The following is a 22755-nucleotide window of genomic DNA, read 5'->3' as shown; positions in this document are numbered from 1 at the left end:
GTCAATTGACCTGTAACAAGGATTGATACAAATCCATGTGCTTATTCATCATTACCTCTTTCGTAAAGGAATGATGCACTAATGACTGTCCTTGTTTTCCATGTTCGATGATTTTTTCAGGATGGTCCAAATAAAATTTCATGCTCTCCGCCAGTTGCTCTACATTTCTCGGCTCTACCAGCAGGCCGTTGACATGATGCTGAATCACCTCCGGTACACCGTTCACACTCGAAGCGATCACAGGAGTTCCCGCACAAAGACTTTCCAGAATAACCATCGGGAAACCCTCGAACATAGAGGGCAGCACCAGCACGTCAATACTTGCCAGAATTTCGGGAATATCCGTTCGGAAGCCCAGCAATGATACATGCGCCTCAAGCTCCAATTCTTTCACCATACGTCTAACTTCCATTTCCTGATCACCCGTACCGACGATTTGCAGTTTGATCCTGTTGGTATAACCAGGATCCTTTACAACCTGATTGAACGCTTGAATTAAGTAAGGGATGCCCTTTTGTTTGGATAAACGTGAAACAAAGCCGAACGTCAATTCACTCTTTTTATCCAAAATATTATTTTTATCCGTAGTATTGTTATTTGGTTTTTCGTAATTATATTTTTGAATATCGATTCCATTGTGAATCGTTATTATATTTTTAATATTATGTAGTTGTTCATATTTCCTCCTCAAGTCGTTTGAAACGGTAATGATTTGGTCGGTCATGATTTTGCCCAAAACTGACTCAATCATCGTGTAAGTCAGTCTTCTGGACTTGGAAATCGTATAACGGTTTTCGTTAATCAACAGATGCAGGGTCCAGATATTTACAGGCTTTTTCTTTGATAAAAAGCCTGCGACCCTTCCAAACAGACCGCCTCTGCTGCCATGAGAGTGAACAATATCAATGTCGTAGTGGTCAATATAATGCCTTAATTTATTAATGGATTTAATATCATAAATATTTTTCATTTCCAAATCCAATAATTGCTCCTTGCCGATGGAATGTTTTTGAAAGAAATCAGCTCTTGCCGGGCCACAAAGATAAGGCGTAAATTGACTCTGATCTACGTTTTTAAATAAATAGGTAATCACTTCTTCTTCTCCACCCGGCTCCTGAAAAGCTCCTATGAACAAAATGTTCTTTTTTTTCACAGTTTCGCTCCTTTATTAGCCCACTATTTTGGGCAGTTGACCCTTGATTAATTGATTCAAAAGAACATTGTTAAGCCTGGATTTATCTTTAATTTTCGGAACGGACAGGGCAAGGATCTCTTTCATGGAATCAAGGGAATGAATAGCGCGATCCACCTTTTGGATGAGTTCCCTCTCCTGAATTCCTTTAATATCTAATACATAATCGCCTAAACCAACGGCCTGCATGATACCATCGGTCTTCAGGTCGTAAGATATAGCCACACAAGGTACAAGTTCTGATAAAGCAAAGATGTTGGAATGCATCCGGGTACCAATGAATAAGTCCATTTTTGAATACACGTATTTCAATTCTTCTGGCGATAAATCGTCATCGACCAAATGAACGGAATCGATATTTAAAAACTCCTGATATACCTCTCTGCTAATCAACAAATCATTGTCCGGCCCAGGGCCGATGACTTGTGGCATGATATAAATACTTGCATTGTAATTTGCAGAAATATGCTTAATCGTGTTTATTACCGCCAATTTATAGTTTTCAAGCAAGCCGGCCCGATCTGCTTCACCAGGAAAATTCCATGTACGCATAGTAATCCCGATTTTTAATTTTTGCTGAAAAGGGATATCGACATTCACTTCTTTCTTCTCAAGAAGGAACGCAATATCACTTGTGTGGAAATAATTCTTGGCATCGGGGATAAAATCACACAAATAGTTATAGGAAATAGGTTCCCGCGGAAGAACTAAAGATGACTTCTTCAACAGATTCTTGATTCTTGATTTAACAAATGCATTTCCGAATGTTCCGACAGTTTGTGCATAGATGACGAGTTTTTTTCTGAATTGCAGGGCTGTAGTAAATTGGACATAATGATACATAAAATCACCTAAAAATTGGGCGAGATTCCTGGCTTTTAAATACCCGCCCCCACAGCTCACCACAATATCCGCATTTTTTATGTCCTTTGACGTAGAATTAAACGGGACGCCAAGGACATTCAGCAAATAAATCAAACAGAATAAGAAGACATTTCTTATTGTCTTCATTAGTCTGCTCTTCCCTTGATACGGTGTAATCAAGCAATCGATAACTTCACAGTCCCCATATTTGCCCTGATCCAGATCCTTGTATAAGGAGATCACCTTAATGTTCGAATCCGGATATTCTTTCTTAAACTCCTGTACCATGGCTCTAATAATGCCAGCATCCCCTTTATTCAGGTAACAGTATGCATTAGAGATAATGATGTTCATTTTTTCAAACTCCTTTTATATAGTTCTGGTTACATTCAGCAGAATTAACTGGTTACCTTTGCTCCTTCATGGGTAGTCGTTACCACCACATAATTTGCCGATTTTTCTTGTGTAATATTTTTATAAGACTCTGCAACCTTATCCCATTGATAGTGTAGTTTAATCCGGTGTTTCATAGATAATGACTGGTCTTCCAAATGTAATGAATCCATAAAAACTTGACTCAGGTTCCCAATGGTAAACCGTTTTCCATTGGCACCCAAGACTTCTTCACTGAAGGGACAATCAATGGCCAAGATCCGCTTAGTCGATTGCATGGCTTCCAGTAATGCCGGATTTGTTCCGCCGACCGAATTTCCATGTACGTAACAATAAGCACAATTCCTCAAAACGGTCAGTTCCGTTGGGTCATAATTAGCCGGCAGCACCTTGACCCCACTTGTCCCCGATTCCGCTTTAATTTTCATGGCATATTCCGTCTCATCCTTCAATCCAATCAACACATATTGATACCCGAGATCTCCTAAAAGAGAGTGTTGAAATTGTTTGATAATTTCCAATGGCAGATTGTCCGGTTCAAAACGTGTAATTTGCAAAAAATACTTCCCCTCTTCCAAGCCGTATTTCCCGAGAATCTCCTTCTTCATTTCACTGCCATACGCTTTGGTTTCAGGAGCGCCATAGGGGATAAACTGTGTCTTCTTCTTGAATGCCTTCTTATAGTAGTTTTGAATCGAAACCGAATCAGATATCAGAGTTTTGCACAGCAAACAAATGAAAAAGGAAGATAAAAAATAATAGGCCTTGAAGGGGGGAGACCATTTTGCTCTTCTCCATTCAAGGCCATCCGTATTGACTGCCATTCTTACGCCTGTAAGCAAAGTTAAAAGAATTCCCGGAAAATTAGCATTGTTGAACCAAAAAATGAAATCATATTCTTTCCTGTGTTTAATTAAATATAACCCTGTATGAATGGAGGAGATAAAGGTATCAAGCTTTCTGTGCTTACTTCCTTTTATGTAAACTAATTCTCTTCCTTCGTACGTTCCCCTATTCATATTCTGTTCCTTATCCCCTCTGCAAAAAACTGCACAGTGAATACCGTTTTTCACAAAGCTTTTTGTTATTTCATCTACCGCTGTTTCAAATCCTCCGTAATTGGCCGGAAGCCCTCTTGTACCACAAAAGGCTACCCTAACATTGGATTGGTTCATGTTCAATCCGCCCCTCCTCGACAATATCGCCCGTATCCAACATGGTACTCTTGTATAAATCAATGATTGCGGTTGTATGCCAACTCATGGAAAAGTTGAAATCGCTGCTAACGATATTTCTGTTCATTTGCACAAGCGTTTCCCTATGGTCCAAAACGGAGGTCAGGTGTTTTGCCAGATCTTCCGAATTAGGCTTGCATACCATGCCTGTAACACCGTCCTGAATCAGGTCCTTAAAACCAACACAATCTGTAACGAGTGCCGGTACCCCATGGGACAATGCCTCTAAACCGATGAAACCAAAGGTTTCCTTCCAAATACTTGGAATGATTAAGAGATCCGTTTCCTTAAAGATTTCATTGAGCTGATGATGCTGATATTTTCCAAAAAAATGGACCTTATCTGCATCATATTGAATTCCTGTTGGCTCGACATCACCGTAGACCCTTAATTTCCAATCATCCCGATCCTTTAATTGCTCCAGAGCATGAAGTAACATATAAAAACCTTTATATTGATCAACCGGTCCAAGGTATGATACATATAAAGGTTTCGTATGATCTGTGTAATTTTTTACTTCTCTGGAATCTTGTATATTTTGGTGTGTGATGGATATAACCTTTCCTTTTGGAGCAATATATTTCTCATATTCTCTCTGAGCTACTGTACTATTAAAGTGAAATGTGTTCACCAAGGAGAGCATTTCATTATAGTAATGTCTCAGTTTAACGTAGCTATCAGCCAATGAAGCGTCAGAAGAATTAACCTTTTCCTCCAATCCCCTATTCACCACAACTTTTTGTTTATCCACTTGCTTTGCACGTATTTTACTCATAAGTGGATTATATTTTAATTCTCTGTATATCTTCGATTGCATAATCGTAATTTTCAGCATACTGTACCCATGTTGATTACATTTTATACATTTCAAACCATTTTCATAATCATCACATAGGTTACCAGTCCAATCCATTAAATTAACCTTTGGACAGATCCCGAAATAATCATGCGAAGTAAAAACCATTTTAATTCCCAGTTCCCTGGCTGCTTCAAGAAGCTCCTTATGAATACCCATCAGTGTATGTATGTGAATGATGTCCGGTTTGTAATGGTTCAAAAAGTTTATATAAGTGCTTCTTGAAGCTTGCCGCAGAAACCTTTCAGCATTTTTAATACCACCAAGCAATGAAACCGGTTGAGGATTAACGATTTCATAAACATCTATTCCCTTATACATGCCATTACTTATGATTTGAGATTTACCGCCAAACTTAAAATGGCCTGGATAAAGCAAACCAACTCGATGAGATAATGAAACCTGGTTTACCATTAAATCAACGGAGTATCTTGTCAGTCCACCAGTTCGGTAAGGAGGCAGACCTAAAGAGACGTGGAGTATTTTCATTCGACTACCTCCAGGCATACATAAATATAAAATCTATACAGACGATTCTTCAAAACGCATTATCAGAGCCGAATAGCACTTTAAAGGTTAATAAAATTATTTTCATATCATAGGCCATATTTCGGTTCTGAATATACTGAATATCCAACTCTACCATTTCTTCAAATCCGACGTGATTACGCCCGCTTACCTGCCACAAGCCTGTGCATCCTGGAGTAACCGCAAGTCTTTTCCAATGAAATGAGTTATATTCCTTTACTTCTCTCGGCAATGGTGGCCTTGGACCTACCAGGCTCATTTCACCTTTCAGTACGTTAAACAGCTGTGGCAATTCGTCCAGGCTCGTTTTCCTTATGATTTTGCCTATTTTCGTAATCCGCGGGTCCTCTTTGATCTTGAACATCAAGCCACTGACTTCATTTTTGTCCAACAATTTCTCAAGCAGCTGCTCCGCATTCGACACCATGGAACGGAATTTATACATGTTGAAAGCTTTTCCGTTCTTTCCTATTCTCTGTTGCTTGAATAGAACCGGACCTTTGGGATCCTCTAACTTAATTAGTAATGCAACCAGAATCAACACAGGGAGCAAAAATACAATGCCAAACAACGCCCCAAGAATATCCAGAGTTCTCTTGGATGCCAGATAAAATTTCGGGTTTTTAGCTGTAGTAGGAACATACCTGCCTGTTTCAGCAAGTTGAGCTTCTTGAGTATAATCTTGCATCCCCTGCTCCCCCTTTGTCAGATTCATTGCGTGCGCACCAGATTGCTATATACAATAGCTTCCATCGCGTTCAACAATTCTCCGCAGAGCTCGCTGTCCCTTAACGCATAATCTAAAGTTGTCAGGATAAAGCCAAGTTTATCGCCAACATCATACCGGATGCCTTCGAAATGAAAGGCATTAACGCCCTGAATATGATTCAATTTCTGAATGGCGTCCGTCAGTTGTATTTCTCCGCCGGCCCCTTTCTCCTGAGCAGACAATATTTCAAAGATTTCAGGTGTTAGAACATAACGCCCCATAATCGCCAGGTTGGACGGCGCGGTCCCAAGCGGCGGTTTCTCCACAAAGGTGCCGACTTGATACAGCCGGTCATTTTGGGTTAGCGGATCGATAATACCGTATCGGGTAGTGTCTTGATCTGGTACCGGCTGTACTCCGATTACCGATGTGCCGGTTCTCTCATACTGTTGAATCAGCTGTTTCAAGCAAGGAATATCGCTATGTACGATATCGTCTCCCAGGAGAACGGCGAAAGGCTCGTCACCAATAAAACGTCTTGCGCACCATACCGCGTGCCCAAGCCCCTTCGGTTCCTTCTGGCGAATATAGTGAATGTCTACGCTGGAGGGCCGGCGTACTTCTTCAAGCAGTTTCAGCTTCCCCTTCTCCACCAAGTTGGTTTCGAGCTCGAACGCGTGATCGAAGTGATCCTCGATCGCACGCTTTCCCTTGCCCGTTACAATGATGATATCCTCTATCCCCGATTCCATCGCTTCTTCAACGATGTACTGAATAGTAGGTTTGCTGATAATCGGCAGCATTTCTTTCGGCATTGCCTTGGTAGCGGGTAAAAACCTGGTGCCTAACCCGGCTGCTGGAATGATTGCTTTGCGTACCTTCTTCATTGATTGTTTCCCTCCGTTTTTTTTCTATAGTTCTTAAAAATAAAATAGGCATCAAACCCATCCTCACGCCACACCACCGACGATCAACGTCTAAGGTTCCATGAACCCACAGCATGGCCGAGTGCCTACAGTGATAAAGGTGCAGTAGACATTACCTATAGAATATTAATTTTATATAGTTATTTCCTATTAAATTTGAATAAGAAACGATGTTGTTCCGGGTTAAATGCCCCTAAGCTCTGTTTTCGTAATAAAAATTCTCTTGTTTATTTCTTTTATTGCGTTTTGCATTGTTGAGCACGACACCCAGAAGTCTCGCCCGGGCATGTTCCAAATGTTCTTTCACCTTGACAACAGCCTCGCGCTTTGCTTTCCCTGCATTCACAACGAGAATAACCCCGTCACATTGGGCGGCAACAACCTGGGCGTCTGTAACAATTAAAGCAGGCGGCGTATCAATAACGACGATGGAATAATTCACCTTCAGCTCATCCAGCATTTCCGTGAAGTAACGGGAAGAGAGCATTTCCGAAGGATTGGGAGGAACAGGTCCCGATGTGATCAGCGACAGGTTATCAATAGGCGTTTCCTGTACCATTTCATGAACAGAGTATTGTTTGGCAATAATATTGGAAAGTCCGCCACGATTATCCTTGTTAAAGATACTGTGAATGGTCGGTTTGCGAAAATTGGCATCGATCAGGACTACATTTTCCCCGGCTTGGGCGAAAGCCGTTGCCATATTCACCGCTGTTGTCGTTTTGCCTTCCAAGGGACTGGCTGAAGTAACAGCAATTGTCTTCAAATCATGATCGAAAGATGAAAACTCGATATTCGTTCGTAACGAGCGGTAGGATTCTGCTATAAATGAAGTCGGGTTCATATCCATAGCCAAGGGGTATTTAAGAGTTAACTGTCGCATAAGGAGCTCCCTCCACATTTTGCTTGTTTAGTTTTTGATCCTGTGGAACCAGGTCTTCCCTCGTAATCACAGGAACAACGGCGAACGTTGGCACTCCAAGGAGCCCGGTGATATCTGCCTCACTTTTAACGGTGTCATCCAGATATTCAAGAAGGAATGCGGTACCGACCGATAACATTAGTGCTACTAAAAAAGCAATCACGACATTTAAAATAGGGTTCGGAGAAACGTCATGTGCAATCCTTGCCTCGCTAAGAATCTCCACATTGTCGACACTCATAATGGTTGGGACCGTTTCTTTAAATACCGATGCCACTGCGTTAACGGTTTTTATGGCGTTATCATAAGAAAGATCCTGCGTGGATAACGTCATGACTTGTGAATCATTAACAGTACCGATGTTAATTTTCCCCATTAATTGTTCCGCCGTTAGCCCCAGTTCAGGATGCTTCTGGACAACCCGGTCCATCACCGCATAGGTCAAAACAATCTCTTTATATGTATTGACCAATTGAATATTTAAATTGACTTCATTCAGATCAAGCTGACTTTCCTTGGATTTATTAACAATTATTTTGGAAAACGCCTGATATGATGGATTAGTAAAGAAATAACTATAAATACCTGCTGCAAAAGTAACAACAACCACACACACAACGATAAGCCACAGCCTCTTCCATAAAACTGCTGCATACTCCTTAATCTCCATGGACGACTCCCTCATGATCGTTTAATCTCCTCCCCTAAAGATCTGTTTTCTATTCAGAATGGTTGAATGAAATCAGATCTTAGATACAATTGGTATCATTTTATGTATAACTTTACTCTATGATACGAATAGTATCATGTCAAGCGAAAATATATTTTCCGTTGTCGTTTTTTATCGAAAGCGCATTCATTTCTTTTTCCTGTTTAAATGTTCATTTCTGTTTGATACCTTAACAGCTGGCCAAATACTCCATTCACTTCTTTAGAAAGCTGTTGGTATCCGCCTTCTTGAATGATTTGGCCGTCTTCCAGCACAAGCACCTGATCGGCGTTTCGAATCGTGGAAAGCCGATGAGCAATGACTATGATGGTCATCTCTTCCTTAAGTCTGTTCAGGACCTCTTGTATTCTTTTTTCATTTTCAGCATCTAATGCACTTGTAGGCTCATCCAGCACGAGAATGGAAGGTCTTCGCAAGAGCGCTCTGGCAAGGATCAACCGTTGTCTTTCCCCCCCGGAAAGCCGGACACCGCGGTCACCGATCTCGGAGTCAAGACCAAGCAGAAGACGTTCAATAAACTCATCTGCAGCGGATGCCTGTAATGCTTCCCATAACTGTTCTTCGCTCGCCTCCGGATTCATCATCATAAGGTTTTCTCTAATGGTTGTATGAAACAGGAACGGATCCTGGGGTACATATCCGATGGAACTCCTTAATAAAAGTGCCGTTTCTTCCGTAAGCCGTATTCCGTCAACCGACATTTCCCCTCTTTCAGGACGTAAAAGCCCCATCAATGTATCTATTAAAGTGCTTTTGCCCGCACCGGACTTGCCGACAATAGCTGTCATCCGGTAAGCTGGAATGAACAAATTGATATTATTAAGGGCGTAGAATTCCTGGCTCTGGTCATATCGGAAGTAAACGCCCCGGCACTCAATCCCTGCTTTCACCCGGAAGGGATTCGATCTATGGAGGCAGTCTAAAGCTATCGATTCAACAGCACTTTCACATTCTTTCTGTATATCGACCAAGTTCCTGAATGCGGGGAGAGTCGAGGCCATTTGTTCCAAATTTGATTGTATTCCCGTAAATCTCGGCCATAAACGTGAAAACAGAATGATAATGATCATCAATTGACCGGATTGTACATGAAATATTTTCAGTGATAAATAAATAAATAATCCGATCAGTATGGCTGAAGATACTCGATATAATAATTGGGAGTTCGATTGTACTTGGACTTGTTCGATTACATTTGATTCAATATCATGATTCAATTTGTGAAACCAGGAGATATGAGCTTGCTCAAGCAAGTTGCTCTTAATATCTTTAATCCCGTTTAATTGATCGTTTATTCCTGCATAGTAATTTTTAGATAGTTCAGTTGTTTTATTCCCATATTCTTTAGCATGCTTAATAAATTTTCGTGAAATAAAAGCCAGTAAAATCCCGCATAAGAGAACCAATAAGGTCATCTTGGCGGATAACCACAGTGCGATGCCAATTTGGATAACCATGAACGTAATGGATGTGATAAGCCGCAGAAAAAGAGTTGTTCCATGATTTACTCTGCCTAACTCAGATGTCAAAATATGCTGAAAATCCGACTTTCTTCTCTTCAGGTGAAAAATCCAGTTCGCCTTCAGCAAAGCCTGATAAATATCCAGTCTTAAACTTCGCATAAAACTTTGTTGAATTTTGGCATCCAGCACGGACTGATTTTTCTGTAATAGAGCCTGGGCTGAAATAACGAATATAAAACTGCCTAAAATGACAGCAAGCTGATATGCAGTGGGGATCGTCCGCAGCATCGCATCAAAAATGGAAGTAAATGATACGTTTCCTAGATGAACATCAAATATCCCGATTAAACTAAGCATAGGCACAAGCAGAAATATCCCGATCCCGTCAAGTAAACTGATTATGATCATGCAGAGCAGATTCAAATATAGTTTAATGCCGGCAAAAGCATGTAATTTGTTCACAAACAACAGGATGTGTCCCATATTCCCCTCCCTTAAGCATGCGTCCTCTGCTTCATTTGCCGCCAAAACCATAAAAAAGGTCGTAAGGGGAAATATATGAAATGTAGCGGTTTTGGCAGCGGCAGCAGCTCTGCATCGTAAGAAGTCGGATGAAGTATGCTAATATAATATTTATATTTTTGAGATAACGGCATAAGCGAAATGAGATAACGGTTTAAGCGGCCTGTTAAATATTTGGGGGCAGTCGGAAATAAATCTGCTTTCTCTTTTATAAAAAAAATGGATTGTTGCGCAATTTGATAAGCATGTCTGTTACATATTAAAGAATCCATAGTTTGCGTTAGCGGTGTCTGAAGCAGCTTTGAAGCCAGTAACAACGATTGTCCTCCGATATGAAGGTTATGATGCTTCTTGAGCAGAGAACATACACTTTCCCACCTCAGCCCCCTCCTTACCAAACGGTCGATATCGACCAGCCAACGAAGGCGAGACCAGGCATGCCGGGCCCCATGGGAAGTAAGAAATAGAAAGAGATCTTCCTCCCCAAGCGAATAGACCGGCTCAGATGTAAGAGAGCTGCGGACTTTCCGTTCCCAGAGCTCTTTAAAGTCTGGTTCATTACCGATGCCCAATTTCAATCTCCAGTGCAGTTCAACTTCAATTTTTTTTTGCGGATGATAATAATTGATATGGTGAGTTCTCCACTTCCAGTCACCTAAAATACGAGGAAATTCATCTTTTAATTGATATCCATAGTTCTCAAGAATCCTTTCTGATTTCTCAATATCCTCTACATGAATCAAAATATCCAAATCTCTCGATGTTCGAAGCGATACATCCCCGTATAATGCTTCAGCAAGCATAGGCCCTTTCAACATGAGTGAATTAATTCCGCTTTCGTTAAAAGCTTTACAAACTTTCTCCATCTCACCGCTTAGATGAAGCATTTGGAACGTATTCTTTATGTAATCTGAATGAAGATTTTGCAAAATTGACGCCGGAATCAACTCTTTGTCTACCTTCTTCAACGTTAAATAAATCAGCGGATATACCCGATGGTGTCTAACAAGCTCCAGAAACCGATCCCAGTCGACATGGGACAGCTGATCCTTCACCTTTTCAGATATATCCGTTTCATCACGCTCCTGCAGCAACTCAAGCAGCAGCGTTAATTCCTTTGGAAAATGTGCTGTATTGAGATGAAATGTACGATTCATGCTTTGCTTATTCCCCTTCTGCCCGCTTTAGAATTCAATAGTTTCCCGAACTTGCCTACCACGGTGAACTTCTCCATTTCCTCGAACCCGGTGATGTACAGAGAGCCGCTGCGCACCCAGGCGTGAGCAATCATTTTACCCGAACGATCCTTGGCCGTTCCCATATATAACGTGCTTTCAATTCCTCGCCGTTCCAGCATCTTCATAGCGGCAATTGCCTTGACCAAACACGTGCTTTCCCAAAGCGTATGCCGGCTCATCGTCCGAACTGCAAATGAGACTGCTCTTAATGCCGGTTCATGATAGGGGTCATGTGTATACGAAGTCTCTAACATGGAAGCTCCCAAGGCAGGAGCGACCCTGGAGAAAGGCAGGCTCTTTAAAATACGGGCCCATGCCAAGTAAAAGTAGGCTTCAATGAACAGCTTGCGCTTTGACGGGGGTAAGGAAATCAATTTCTTTACTTTGCTCCACATGGAATTCACACGCTTACTTCTTCCTCAAGCTGAATCAGGTTTTCCTTAAATAAGGCTGCCACAAAGCTGATCACCTGCTGTTCGCATAGCTCCCGCTCAATGTCATACTCGACAACAAGCGTTTCAACGATCTGACTGACAGTGACCGGCGATGTGGCAAGCTCCCAAATTCTGCCTCCGACTTTTCCAAGATTGTAATATTTCCCGCTTTCGATACTCATCATGACTTTGTCCCCGTCCATATCACTTGCAATGCTCCCGCTAGTTTGAAATATCGTATCGTCTATAGTAATGTTATAACTTTTCATAAATTCTCTGCCCCTCCTTAATGATACATAGTGTATGTTTATTTCTTCATTAGTAATTTATGATACCGAATGTATCAAATCAAGCGAATTTGGACATCACCATATCAGCCAAGCTGGGAGCTGTGAATCCGGAACCCGGTCTTTGCAACCGGAAAAGATCAAGTTGACTCAATAAGATCACTGAGATATTGAAGTGCCACTCCGATAATCCCAATGCAGCAATAACCGACTTGCGATACGTGTGCCGATTCAAGACAAACAGCCGCTCAAGTCCCTGGATCCGGTGCATTCCAAGCTGATCATCCTGTGCCTTGACAAGCTCAAATATGCCAGCAAGCGGAAGCGGTTCCGAATAAAAACTGGAAGCTACAGGTACGGCAAACTTGTTTTCTCTTTCGAATAATGGCTGAAAATCCGCGGCTTCCATCCCAAGCTGTTCAATGCTTTCCTTCCACAGCTTTTGTCGCGGGTAAGACGGCATAACCAAAGGCGTATTGTCTTGAGTCAGCGTTACCGCAATAACATCATCGCTCAGCAGCTGATAACCCCGTTTCAACAGTACGGAAGCGAGTGTGGATTTACCGGCTCCTGATTCTCCGACAACAGCATACACCTTTCCATTCATAGCTATAGCACTCCCATGCAAGGGAAGCACTTTTCTCTGCAGCAATATCACGCCTATACATGTGCCAAGAATGTAAAGACGCATTTTATCCGGATCAGCTCCCTCTGCAGGAGAAACGCGGATGCTTTCACCACCTTGAATGCAAAACGTCCCCACATCAGGCAGTTGAAACATGACGATATTATCTTTTACAGTGAACATCTTTTGTTGTCCGGCAAACTCGCTCCATAATTGTGACAAATCGGCTTTTTGGATAAAAACATGTACATGATCTGCATGGCAGCATGTATGCTCATGCAATTCAGGAAGAGGAATGTCGCTTGATATCGTTAATCCGAAGGCTTTGTAGACGGCTGTCTGATTCGTAATGATCATTCCATTCACTCCAAACGGTTATGAAATCTGTTTTAAAAAAATACTGCCCTTATACATTCCAACACTTATATAAGGGCAGCAATACAGTCAACCGTCATGATTTTTTGCAAATTAGCTGTATTGCACAGGATCATCCACATCGGGCTGTACCGCGTCAGGGATTGCTTTGCCCGGGCCTGCCAATGTCATTTTCACATCAAGAACTTCCAATTCCGGCGTTTCCCACGTTTTTTTCATGCTCTCACCCCCTCACCGTTATAATATCTGTATAGGCAAGGCCTAGAACCTCGACTACCACTCATAGTTACCACCAAATTACGTAAATTTCGTAAGAAATCGGTGAAATATCAAGCTCCGCATAATAATTTTTAGATCGGCGTCGAATATATGGCGGGATTGGGGTTCAGTCTTCAATTTTGAAATGGCTTCTTTTAAAACTGGCACATTGATGAAGCGGGATAATTCGGTATCAGAACTAAGCTGCTGCAGCTCTTCCATGAATACAGCCCAGGACGGTTTCATCCGGTGAATTCCGTCCGCGCCTTGTACTCCTCGAATCCGTAGGTTCATTCTTACATCGTCAGGCAAATTATTTTTCATAGACCTGCGGATGAGTGACCTGTCCACGCCATCCTGGACGAATTGTTCTTCCGGTACTGACAAACAGAACTTAATCACCCGCAAATCATTGGTAGGATCACGTTCCCATATGGAGTGCCGCAAAGATAACTTGGTTCCAAATGTCCCGTTAATATTCCAGAAATACAGTTTCTCAAACTGTCTCTTCCGGTATTCATATGCATTGGCAAGATAAGTGCCGGACACATCAATATCGTGCTGCCGCAGTCTATCAAAAACATCTGTTGTTCTCGCAAACTCCGGATTAATCAGCGATGGAAACGAATCTTCTTTGTTCCAGGCAAGATGTTGAACAAACGGGAACGCTTTCCTGCCAATCACCGGAAGCAGGCGTGACCGTCTTGCGCCTGCGATTCTACTGTGAAGCCGCAGTTCGCGGTAAAAGCGAATCCATCTCATCTTCCTTAGCAAAATTGCCATATAGTCTAAAGGGTGCCCCCACGATATCGTCCAATTGCCCCTTTGGCCGTTCAATAGAATACCTACTCCTTGTTGCCGGGCCGATTCATAAATTCCCTTAATCCAGAAGGAGTTTTCGAAGAACTTGTAAGGCATCTCAAAAGTGTCAAGCCAATCGTCCACTTCCGAAAGCGGGCTTTTCCCTTTAAAATCCAAATAATGAGCCGTGATGTTCCCTACATATTGTACTGTGGATTGGATATAAGGCCTCTCGTTAGCCACTCTTCTCTTCGACGTCCAATCCTCAAAATCGTCAACAGGAACATAACTGAAGGTATGCAGGTGTTTATCCTCGTTGTGCAATGCTTTGGCGGCAAAGCTGACAACAGAGCCGGAATCCAGCCCTCCGCTCAATTGGGCGCCTACCGCACGATGAGTCCGAATCCGCGACTGTACGGCATTTTGAAATACTTCACGAAATGCTTCTTCATACTCCCCGTTCGACGACAGCTTTAACTTGTTGCCCTCCGCTATAGTGCAGTACCTTCTAAACGTAAATTTCCCGTTCATTACAGTTATCGTATGGGAAGGAGATAGTTGTTCTATTTGCCTATAGACCGTCGAGGCTGTATCCACCGCGTCGGTGGTTGTCGGAATCGCGAGAAATTCGGCGATCCATTGCTCGTTAAGCGCTCTATCAATGTAAGGGAGCGTAAATAACGGTTGTATCAGAGTACAGAAGGCGAATCGTTGATGATCCCGGTAAAAATAGAGGGTTCGGGTCCCGGAAAAATCTCGCGCACCGAAAAGCTTATTTTGCCTTTCATCCCAAATCATAAAAGCAAAATCGCCGACCAAATACTTTGGCGCTTCTTCTCCCCACTTATGGTAAGCGAGTAAAATCAGCTCACTATCCCCCATCTTCGCACGCCGTTCATACGCCACCTGCAGCAAATCAAACAGTTCAGCACGGTTGTCAATGATTGCATCTGCAGTGATGGCAAGCTTTCGTTCGGGATCATAATAAGGTAATATTTCATGAACAGATTCAGGAGTTATCCATTGCGCATGACAACCAAAAAAAAGGGTCCTGCCAAACCATGTGCCGGTCTGATCGACAGGGTATTTTCGCAAAGCTTGCATTAGCGCATCGGCTTCGCTGTGATTGATCATGGATCCATTAAAATGAAGAATACCGTTTATCGCGCCCACTTCTTCACCCGATCTCATACGTAATATAAATATTCAAAACTCATGCAGTTCTATTTATTAGTGCAAATTACATTTGAAATATGGTATTATTAAGTGTATTTATTGAGTATAAATATGTATCCATGTGAATGCCGATCATGTTTTCACTGTCAAATACGGAGAATCAGGTTTCAGAAAGGAACCTGCTGTTTCATATGCCTCTATTACTTTTGCATAAACATATGGCCGATCCGCATGAAGCGCCTGAGCCGCATTACGCTGATGTTGTATGGAGTGCTCCATTGCAAGCAGTGGATGGCAAGTTTGCCGAACCGGGGCAGATACGGGTTGCGACAAAACTTGCTTATGGGTGACAGACAGTATCATTTCCTCTTGCTGAAGGCATACTTCAACGACAAGGGAAACTTGCTGAGTATTGAATCGATGATCCGGCAAAGTTCTTGAGCCCCCCTTTTCACCTTTATGTAATAAACAAAGTCCCTTAACTTTGATACATTATGTATTTTTAATCGTATTATACTGTACAATATATGATACGTTAAGTATCAAGTCAAGCATGTTTTTTTGTTTTGTCGTAAATCTTGACAACACGTTTAAAAATTTGAGGGGAATGTCTTTATGCACAATTGCGGTGAACGAATTTCGGCGCTGAGGGAAAATCGAAAGCTGACGCAAGAAGAACTGGCCTCCCAACTGCAAATTTCCCGCGCCTCCTTGTCTCATTATGAGAAAAACAGAAGAAAACCCGATTTTGATACACTTCATAAGATCGCCGATTTCTTTCAAGTATCGATTGACTACTTGCTCGGGCGAGACGATGATTTCGTCCCTGCTGCCAAAGATGAAATCCTGGAATTTTCTGAAAACCTGGAGCTTTCGGACGAAAACATTTTAGAGAGGTTTTCCTTTGCTATTGACGGCAAAGAATTAACGCCTGAAGAAGCGAAAAGATTCATCGCCTTCATTAGGGCCGAAAGATCAATGAGATAAAAAGCCCCTTGTGACAAGTGTTGTCCAGTTTAACAAGCTGACAGCACTCTGCCGTTTTTTTGGACTTATTCTGAAAAGCGAAAAGGTCATATCTTTGCTCTGAATTCAAACCGGTCTCTGAAATAGAATCCTCCGTTGATTTTTACGGCTTCAGGAGTAAATTTTTCTATACTGCCACCACTGTTGACTACAATACTGAATATACTATTCATCGACATGATTACATCTACCTTAGCTTGAGTGACCGCTGCAGCAAATAATTCCTGATCCGTATGTAATGCCTTATATGCAGGCTTCATCCCCATTCCCCCAAAGCCTTTTGATATCACAACTTTTAAATTAAAGCGATTACATTCCTTTCACGATCATATTAGCATACTAACGAAAATATTGATACGATTTGTATCAATAAAATATAAAGAGATCCCTTACTTTATTGCAGGGGATCTCTTTATCAAATATTTTTCCAGTTTTGACCTTGTTGCTGTATAAACGGTGTAAATCATCACCCTCATATCGATTTTATTTTATTTTCCTTCCCATTCTTTATGGAAGCGGTCCAGAAATTCCAGCATGAACTGATGCCGCTCCTCAGCCAGCTCTCGCCCGCTTTCCGTATTCATGAGATCTTTCAGCTTCAGCAGCTTTTCATCAAAATGATGGATCGTCGTGCCCTGATGGCTCCTGTACTCCTCCTCGGATTGAAATTCACGGACGCTCACTCCAGGATCATACATCAGGCGTCCTCTTGACCCGCCATAGGCGAAAGCCCGCCCAATACCGATCGCGCCGATGGCGTCCAGACGGTCGGCATCCTGTACAACCCGGCCTTCCAGCGTTTGCATCGGCGGACGGTTCCCGCCGCTGTAGGACATGGTGGCAATAATCTCAAGAATGTGGTCCTTTGCTTCAGCCGGTACTCCCTCAACTTCCAGCCAATTCTCCACCTTGCGCAGCCCTTCTTCCTTGGAAGGATTCAGCTTCGGGTCTGCCACATCATGCAGCAGCGCAGCCAGAATACAGGTCTGCAGGTCAGCCCCTTCCCGTTCCGCAATGGTTGCGGCTGCCTGCTTGACCCGGTATGCGTGCCACCAGTCATGGCCGCTGCTGTCGTGCTGCAGCTGCTCCTTTACAAATTGCTCCGCCCGGTTTATTATGTCAGAAGCTTCATACATGATCAGTCTCTCCTTTAGATATTCATGTTACTGCTGTTTACCAAGCTGTATCTCAGGAATTCTTCCGGCTTCTGCGAATCCAATAAATAATAAATACAATAACAGCGATTGCGATAACGGCATAGGTAATCTCCGAGTACACATCCATATAAGCAAGAATGCTCTCCCAGGAATCACCCAGCGCGGCTCCAGCACTAACGAGGAAAATGTTCCATATTAACGTGCCGATCGTGGTGAACACAAGAAACACCCAGAAATTCATGCCCGACATGCCTGCCGGGATGGATATCAGGCTGCGGATCAGCGGCACCATGCGGCAAAACAATACTGTCCACGGCCCATATTTGTCAAACCAGGCATCTGCCTTATGTATGTCCTGCTTTTTGACACGAAGGATATGCCCCCACTTGCCAACGATCGTTTCCATTCTCTCAACGCTCAATATACGGCCTATGCCATACAGAATAATCGCTCCGGCCACCGACCCGGCGGTAGCCGCCGCGATCACTCCAAGCACCGTCAAATCGGAGTTCGTGGTCATGAATCCGCCGAATGTCAGTATAACCTCCGATGGTATGGGCGGAAATACATTTTCAAAGGCAATTATCAGAAAGATTCCAAAATAACCGTACTGCTCCATAAATGACGTAATCCAGTTTTCCATCATACACCCTCTGTCACGAATTTGTACTACCACTGCCATTCTACCAAGTATCGTATAGTGGGGGCAAACCCGCTGAAGTAGTATTTAGTATTTCAATGATGACCCGGATTTCATAGCCAGCGCACAAAATGCCCCCATCCCAAGTCCACATCGTTGCTTGCTGCCCATGCTTCCAGAGCTTTGAGGCTAGCTACTCTGTCATCTATCAATCTGAAAGCCCAATGTACAGGAACGATTCTTTTGCCTTTCGGCAGAATCGCAACATTCACCAGCCCCATGAAATCCTGATGAATGATAATTTCATGAATCTCGCTGCATTGTAGCGCTTTTCCGCCCAAAGTAACGGAACCGGAATCAAGTTGCAAGGTTCGCGGACCGATCAACGCCAATATAGCGGCCGCCAGCCACATAATACCCAACAAGCCTGCTACTGGGAGAGTAAAATATTCTATCCCCTCAATTTGTCCCTCTCTGATAGAGTCAGATAGAATAAAAAGGAAGAGGCCTACAAAGAAAAGATGACCAATCAGAACGTTAAAATTTATAGGAAACTTCACTCTAAAAATAACTTTGGTTTCTCTCATTTAACCTCCGTGGACCAATTATTTTGATATAAAGCGGCAATAGCTACCGCCTGTTCACACACCCGGTTCCTTAATTCTTGCGGCTCCAGTACTTCCATCCCGGGACCAAATCCGAGTATAATGCCGCAGGCGGATTCCATAGTGTTGAATTCCACCTCTGCCTCAATCTCTTGCCCTGTCTGTACCCTATGCAGCAGCTTTACATACCGTGTGCGGGACAACCCGTCAAGCAGTTCCTCTTGAAAGCGAAGCTTTGCCGGGTATCGCGGCAGAGTCGCTTTGAAGTCCGCCATGGATTGCTCCCAGTATTGGGCCAATTGAAATCCGGGTGGACGTTCAAAAGATTCCTCCTTCATCGCGGCAGCAGCCAAACGGGAAATACGGAACGTTCGCATCCCATGATCCGTTGCCGCCACTAGGTACCAGACACCACGTTTGGCTACAAGTCCGAGCGGAGATACGGTCCGCTCTTCGGCCTCTCCGGTACGCATATACGTGATGGACAGCAGCCGTTCCTCCCATACGGCTTCCTGAACCATCGGCAGGCACGGACACTGCTCGTCCGCCTGATGCCAGCCCGCTCCGTCGATATGCAGCTTGGTGCGCACGTCTTCGGCACTTCGCTGCACCGTGGGTGGAGCGGAGGATAACAGCTTCTGGATGGCGGAATCGAAGTGTCTGCGAATCCCCAGATCCTCCAGCGCCTTTTCCTGACCGGATATGAACAGGGAGACCAATTCATCCGGCTTCATTCCGGTGAGACGGGTCCTGTATTGTTCAGACAAGCGCCACCCCCCATTGGCCCCTCGTTCGGCATATACAGGGATACCGGCCATGCTGAGCGCTTCCATATCTCTTGCAATCGTCCGCTCCGATACTTCAAGCTGTCCGGCCAACTGCCGGGTGGTCAGTCTGCCCTGATTCTGCAGCAGCAGCAGGATATGCAGTAAACGGTCCGCACGCATCCGCCTTCGCCTCCATTCTGTTTAGTGATATTATTTTAACAGATAATTATGACAATAGATGTCTTATTTCAAGGTTAAAAAAAGACAGATGCCCGTAAGGACAATCTGTCTTGAATCAAAGACCCGTGATCATTCTCCGCTTATTTTTTGGAGTTCTGATCTCCACTGTTCCCTGGTGTCGTTTTCGCAACCCATTCTTCCGCTTCTGGCTCGATATCCTGACCGTTCTCCATTTTCTTTTGCTCCATCAGGGAATCTCCGTCTTTATTCAGCTTGTTACGAAGTTTGTCTTCGGATTGAAATTCCATTGCAATTCCCTCCTTCTACATGTATTCGAGCGGCTACTCCTGTGCTTTCCTCTGCAAAGCCCACATTTTACCTGCGGCCCTGCCTCTTACCTATAGTTACCCGATGATGCCAAATACAAACATGGCCTGTACAGTTCTCTTCACAGCCAGGAAAATTCAAAGTGACCTGTCGTTTGTCAAAAGTAAACCAGCATCTCATCTCTACAATAACTCAAGCATTAAGCTCTATGCCAAACACGTCCTCTAATCCCTTCACCCCAGCCTCAGTCACCAGTACAGCCCTTCCGTCAGGCAGACGCCGAATCCATTCCAGCTCAAATATCCGCCCGGTCAAGGCTGTCCCCAGACTCCCGGCCAGATGATAGCGGCGTTCGCTCCAGTCCAGACATGGGCTGGCAAAACGCCGGCGCTTTTTTTGACACAGCTCAACGTCAATGCCGAAATCCTGCAAAAAGTGTCTTCCCTCCGCAGTCAACTGATAATCCGTTCCCGCTTCCTCAATCCATTTGAGTTCATGCAGCCGATCGTTCAGAACCACGCCAATCCTGCCTGCAAGATGGTCATAGCAGGTGCGCGCGTAGTGGAGCGCCTTCAATTGGTCAGACTCCCTTAATGAGCGGACCGGCTTTTGCGGCGCGATGGCCTGCAGGGCTTCCAGTGCCTGCGCCACCTCGCTGCTCGCCAGGCGAAAATATTTATGCCGACCATGCATCTCAAAAGTAAGAAGCCCTCCTTCTACCAGCTTGGCAAGATGGGTGCTGGCTGTCTGGGGCGAAATCCCCGCGGCGTGGGCCAGCTCCGTAGCAGGGATGGCTTTTCCGCCAATTAGGCGAATAAGCATGGTTATACGCGAGGTGTCTCCGATCAGCTCAGCCACTTTTACAGTATTGGGCGTTACCTCCATTGTTGCATCCTCCATTCGTACATTCACACTTCGACTTTAACCGAACTATATCCATGCTACCATAAGTCCATTCCTGAAAACATATATAGGAGGTCGTCATGAAACCAATTGTGTTTATTTTGCTAGTTATCCTGGCCACCGCATTGATGGGAAGCTCTTTTACGTTCGGGAAAATGGGTCTGAGCTACGCTTCCCCACTGCTCCTGGCAGGCATTCGTTTTACGCTTGCGGGACTGCTGATGGCTGTTTGGGTCCGGAATCATCAACATCCCGCTTCCGTAAAAATCTGGCTTAGAGTAGGAATAATCGGGCTGTTCCAAACCGCCTTGGTCATGGGATTCATTTTTCTCGGTCTCAGGACGATTACAGCAGGCGAGTCTGCCATTCTTACGTTTATTAATCCGCTGCTGGTCATCATTTTAGGCACGATCATTTTCCGGTCCCGCTATCGATTATCCCAGTGGGCAGGGGTCATCATCGGCTTTGTCGGCGTGATCGTTACACTCGGGTTCCAGATACAGCTGCAGACAGGAACGTGGCTGGGACTGGGATCAGCGATATGCTGGGCCATAGCAACGCTTCTGGTTAAACAATGGGGCGGTGAAATGAATATATGGGTGCTGACAGCCTATCAAATGCTGTGTGGGGGAATCGTGCTAGTTGTGCTTGGATTGTTTATAGAAGCTCCTCATTTGGTAATCAATATGCAATCCATTGGGATTATTTTGCATCTGGCGGTGCTGGGTTCCATCGTTCAGTTCGCGATCTGGTATTACTTGCTGCAGCAAGGGGAGCCGGGCAGAACGAGCGCGTTTCTGTTTTTGGCGCCTTTTTTCGGCGTGCTGTCCGGCTGGCTGCTGCTGGGCGAAGTGGTTTATGCAAATGTATACTGGGGCGGCGGGTTAATCCTGGTTGGCATATTTCTGGCTAACTGGCAGCCCGGTAAACTAAGGGACACTGCTTCGTAGAATGTTTTTTGCAATAGAACATTTGAACTCCATCGACGGCAAGGCTGTTAAATTATCTCTCTAGTGCTTAAAGCAAGACTGGAACTAAGCAGCAACCTTAGTCAGGGTACACTGAACCAAGGTTGCTTATGCTTAATCTTCTGTCGGCTGCTGCGGCCCGGTCAAATCAAGCTGATAGAATGCCAAATCGAGCCAATTCCCGAATTTATATCCGGCCTTTCGTATCGTGCCTGAGTGAGTGAAACCCAGTTTTTCGTGTAAGACGATACTCCCCTCGTTGGCGGCGTCAATTCCGGCGATCAGGGTGGCATAACCGTTAGCTTCAGCCAGCTTTATAATTTCTTGAATCAGCAGCTTTCCTGCTCCACGCCTGCGATAATCCTTATGCACATATACGGAATGTTCGGCCGTATATTTATAGGCAGGCCACGGACGAAATGGCCCATAAGTGGCAAATCCCATCGCCTGTCCCCCATCCTCTAAAACAATGACCGGAAATCCGCTCTCCTGTTTGTCGTGAAACCAGCGCATTCGGTTTTCCAATGTTTGTGGCTTGTAGGTATACACAGCGGTTGTATTCATAATAGCATCATTATAAATATCCAGTATTTCAGGAAGATGCGATTCCTTGGCCTTTCGCAGCATAAGCTGTTCCTCCGTTCCATT

The 22755-nt window shown here is 44.0% G+C and carries 26 protein-coding genes; 2 read left to right on the top strand and 24 right to left on the bottom strand.

Annotated features, from left to right (window positions below):
- Window position 1: 1 nt before the first annotated feature.
- The 16 genes from ACE41H_RS14140 to ACE41H_RS14065 form a co-directional block, all read right to left on the bottom strand.
- Window positions 2–1153, bottom strand: a complete 1152-nt coding sequence (locus tag ACE41H_RS14140; protein WP_375355942.1) for a glycosyltransferase — start codon at window positions 1151–1153, stop codon at window positions 2–4.
- Window positions 1154–1168: 15 nt separating this feature from the next.
- Window positions 1169–2410 (bottom strand): polysaccharide pyruvyl transferase family protein, encoded by a 1242-nt coding sequence (locus tag ACE41H_RS14135; protein WP_375355941.1) that lies wholly within the window; start codon window positions 2408–2410, stop codon window positions 1169–1171.
- A 44-nt stretch (window positions 2411–2454) separates the two neighbouring features.
- Window positions 2455–3624 carry a DUF1972 domain-containing protein gene (locus ACE41H_RS14130; RefSeq protein ID WP_375355939.1) on the bottom strand — a complete coding sequence of 390 codons (1170 nt, stop codon included), beginning with the start codon at window positions 3622–3624 and terminating at the stop codon, window positions 2455–2457.
- A complete protein-coding gene (locus ACE41H_RS14125; RefSeq protein ID WP_375355938.1) occupies window positions 3605–5029 on the bottom strand; it encodes a glycosyltransferase in 1425 nt (474 codons plus the stop codon). Before ACE41H_RS14125 ends, ACE41H_RS14130 begins: the two co-directional genes overlap by 20 nt.
- A 49-nt stretch (window positions 5030–5078) precedes the next feature.
- The gene (locus ACE41H_RS14120) at window positions 5079–5756 is read right to left on the bottom strand and encodes a sugar transferase (RefSeq protein WP_375355937.1); all 678 of its coding nucleotides are present in this window, start codon (window positions 5754–5756) and stop codon (window positions 5079–5081) included.
- Window positions 5757–5779: 23 nt separating this feature from the next.
- A complete protein-coding gene (gene galU / locus ACE41H_RS14115; RefSeq protein ID WP_375355935.1) occupies window positions 5780–6664 on the bottom strand; it encodes a UTP--glucose-1-phosphate uridylyltransferase GalU in 885 nt (294 codons plus the stop codon).
- 232 nt (window positions 6665–6896) lie between these two features.
- Complete coding sequence (locus tag ACE41H_RS14110; RefSeq protein ID WP_375355934.1) at window positions 6897–7586, bottom strand: CpsD/CapB family tyrosine-protein kinase; 690 nt, start codon at window positions 7584–7586, stop codon at window positions 6897–6899.
- Window positions 7567–8295 carry a YveK family protein gene (locus ACE41H_RS14105; RefSeq protein WP_375355933.1) on the bottom strand — a complete coding sequence of 243 codons (729 nt, stop codon included), beginning with the start codon at window positions 8293–8295 and terminating at the stop codon, window positions 7567–7569. Before ACE41H_RS14105 ends, ACE41H_RS14110 begins: the two co-directional genes overlap by 20 nt.
- A gap of 203 nt (window positions 8296–8498) precedes the next feature.
- Window positions 8499–10301: an ABC transporter ATP-binding protein gene (locus ACE41H_RS14100; protein WP_375355932.1), complete on the bottom strand. Its 1803-nt coding sequence runs from the start codon at window positions 10299–10301 to the stop codon at window positions 8499–8501.
- An 11-nt stretch (window positions 10302–10312) separates the two neighbouring features.
- Window positions 10313–11497, bottom strand: coding sequence for a nucleotidyltransferase domain-containing protein (locus ACE41H_RS14095; protein WP_375355931.1), 1185 nt, complete (start codon window positions 11495–11497; stop codon window positions 10313–10315).
- Complete coding sequence (locus ACE41H_RS14090) at window positions 11494–11973, bottom strand: lasso peptide biosynthesis B2 protein (protein ID WP_375356077.1); 480 nt, start codon at window positions 11971–11973, stop codon at window positions 11494–11496. Before ACE41H_RS14090 ends, ACE41H_RS14095 begins: the two co-directional genes overlap by 4 nt.
- A 5-nt stretch (window positions 11974–11978) precedes the next feature.
- Window positions 11979–12281 carry a lasso peptide biosynthesis PqqD family chaperone gene (locus ACE41H_RS14085; protein ID WP_375355929.1) on the bottom strand — a complete coding sequence of 101 codons (303 nt, stop codon included), beginning with the start codon at window positions 12279–12281 and terminating at the stop codon, window positions 11979–11981.
- A gap of 79 nt (window positions 12282–12360) precedes the next feature.
- Window positions 12361–13281, bottom strand: a complete 921-nt coding sequence (locus tag ACE41H_RS14080; RefSeq protein ID WP_375355928.1) for an aldolase — start codon at window positions 13279–13281, stop codon at window positions 12361–12363.
- A gap of 111 nt (window positions 13282–13392) precedes the next feature.
- A complete protein-coding gene (locus tag ACE41H_RS14075; protein ID WP_375355927.1) occupies window positions 13393–13518 on the bottom strand; it encodes a paeninodin family lasso peptide in 126 nt (41 codons plus the stop codon).
- A gap of 78 nt (window positions 13519–13596) precedes the next feature.
- A complete protein-coding gene (locus ACE41H_RS14070) occupies window positions 13597–15531 on the bottom strand; it encodes an asparagine synthase-related protein (protein WP_375355926.1) in 1935 nt (644 codons plus the stop codon).
- Window positions 15532–15666: 135 nt separating this feature from the next.
- The gene (locus tag ACE41H_RS14065; RefSeq protein WP_375355924.1) at window positions 15667–15966 is read right to left on the bottom strand and encodes a hypothetical protein; all 300 of its coding nucleotides are present in this window, start codon (window positions 15964–15966) and stop codon (window positions 15667–15669) included.
- 183 nt (window positions 15967–16149) lie between these two features.
- Here ACE41H_RS14065 and ACE41H_RS14060 point away from each other — a divergent pair, with 183 nt between their 5' ends.
- On the top strand, window positions 16150–16521 hold the full coding sequence (locus ACE41H_RS14060) for a helix-turn-helix domain-containing protein (RefSeq protein WP_375355923.1): 372 nt from the start codon (window positions 16150–16152) through the stop codon (window positions 16519–16521).
- An 86-nt stretch (window positions 16522–16607) separates the two neighbouring features.
- Here ACE41H_RS14060 and ACE41H_RS14055 read toward each other — a convergent pair whose 3' ends face one another.
- From ACE41H_RS14055 to ACE41H_RS14025, 7 genes are all read right to left on the bottom strand, one after another.
- Window positions 16608–16820: a hypothetical protein gene (locus ACE41H_RS14055; protein WP_375355921.1), complete on the bottom strand. Its 213-nt coding sequence runs from the start codon at window positions 16818–16820 to the stop codon at window positions 16608–16610.
- Window positions 16821–17048: 228 nt separating this feature from the next.
- A complete protein-coding gene (locus tag ACE41H_RS14050) occupies window positions 17049–17696 on the bottom strand; it encodes an HD domain-containing protein (protein ID WP_375355920.1) in 648 nt (215 codons plus the stop codon).
- A gap of 52 nt (window positions 17697–17748) precedes the next feature.
- Window positions 17749–18360 carry a DedA family protein gene (locus ACE41H_RS14045; protein ID WP_375356076.1) on the bottom strand — a complete coding sequence of 204 codons (612 nt, stop codon included), beginning with the start codon at window positions 18358–18360 and terminating at the stop codon, window positions 17749–17751.
- 110 nt (window positions 18361–18470) lie between these two features.
- Window positions 18471–18944, bottom strand: coding sequence for a hypothetical protein (locus ACE41H_RS14040; RefSeq protein WP_375355919.1), 474 nt, complete (start codon window positions 18942–18944; stop codon window positions 18471–18473).
- The gene (locus ACE41H_RS14035) at window positions 18941–19909 is read right to left on the bottom strand and encodes a helix-turn-helix transcriptional regulator (RefSeq protein ID WP_375355918.1); all 969 of its coding nucleotides are present in this window, start codon (window positions 19907–19909) and stop codon (window positions 18941–18943) included. The genes ACE41H_RS14040 and ACE41H_RS14035 overlap by 4 nt, the downstream gene beginning before the upstream one ends.
- A gap of 140 nt (window positions 19910–20049) precedes the next feature.
- Window positions 20050–20217, bottom strand: a complete 168-nt coding sequence (locus ACE41H_RS14030) for a hypothetical protein (RefSeq protein WP_375355916.1) — start codon at window positions 20215–20217, stop codon at window positions 20050–20052.
- Between the two features lie 211 nt (window positions 20218–20428).
- Window positions 20429–21121 (bottom strand): ArsR/SmtB family transcription factor, encoded by a 693-nt coding sequence (locus tag ACE41H_RS14025; protein ID WP_375355915.1) that lies wholly within the window; start codon window positions 21119–21121, stop codon window positions 20429–20431.
- Window positions 21122–21219: 98 nt separating this feature from the next.
- On the opposite strand from ACE41H_RS14025, the gene ACE41H_RS14020 reads away from it, so the two are divergent.
- Entirely contained in the window at window positions 21220–22089 is an 870-nt protein-coding gene (locus ACE41H_RS14020; RefSeq protein ID WP_375355913.1) for a DMT family transporter, read from the top strand.
- Between the two features lie 132 nt (window positions 22090–22221).
- Here the strand turns inward: ACE41H_RS14020 and ACE41H_RS14015 are convergent, their stop codons facing one another.
- Window positions 22222–22734 carry a GNAT family N-acetyltransferase gene (locus tag ACE41H_RS14015; protein WP_375355911.1) on the bottom strand — a complete coding sequence of 171 codons (513 nt, stop codon included), beginning with the start codon at window positions 22732–22734 and terminating at the stop codon, window positions 22222–22224.
- Window positions 22735–22755 lie beyond the last annotated feature (21 nt).

This window comes from Paenibacillus enshidis (genome assembly GCF_042136365.1).
Classification (GTDB): domain Bacteria; phylum Bacillota; class Bacilli; order Paenibacillales; family Paenibacillaceae; genus Paenibacillus; species Paenibacillus enshidis.
This window is presented reverse-complemented; position numbering and strand designations above follow the sequence as displayed.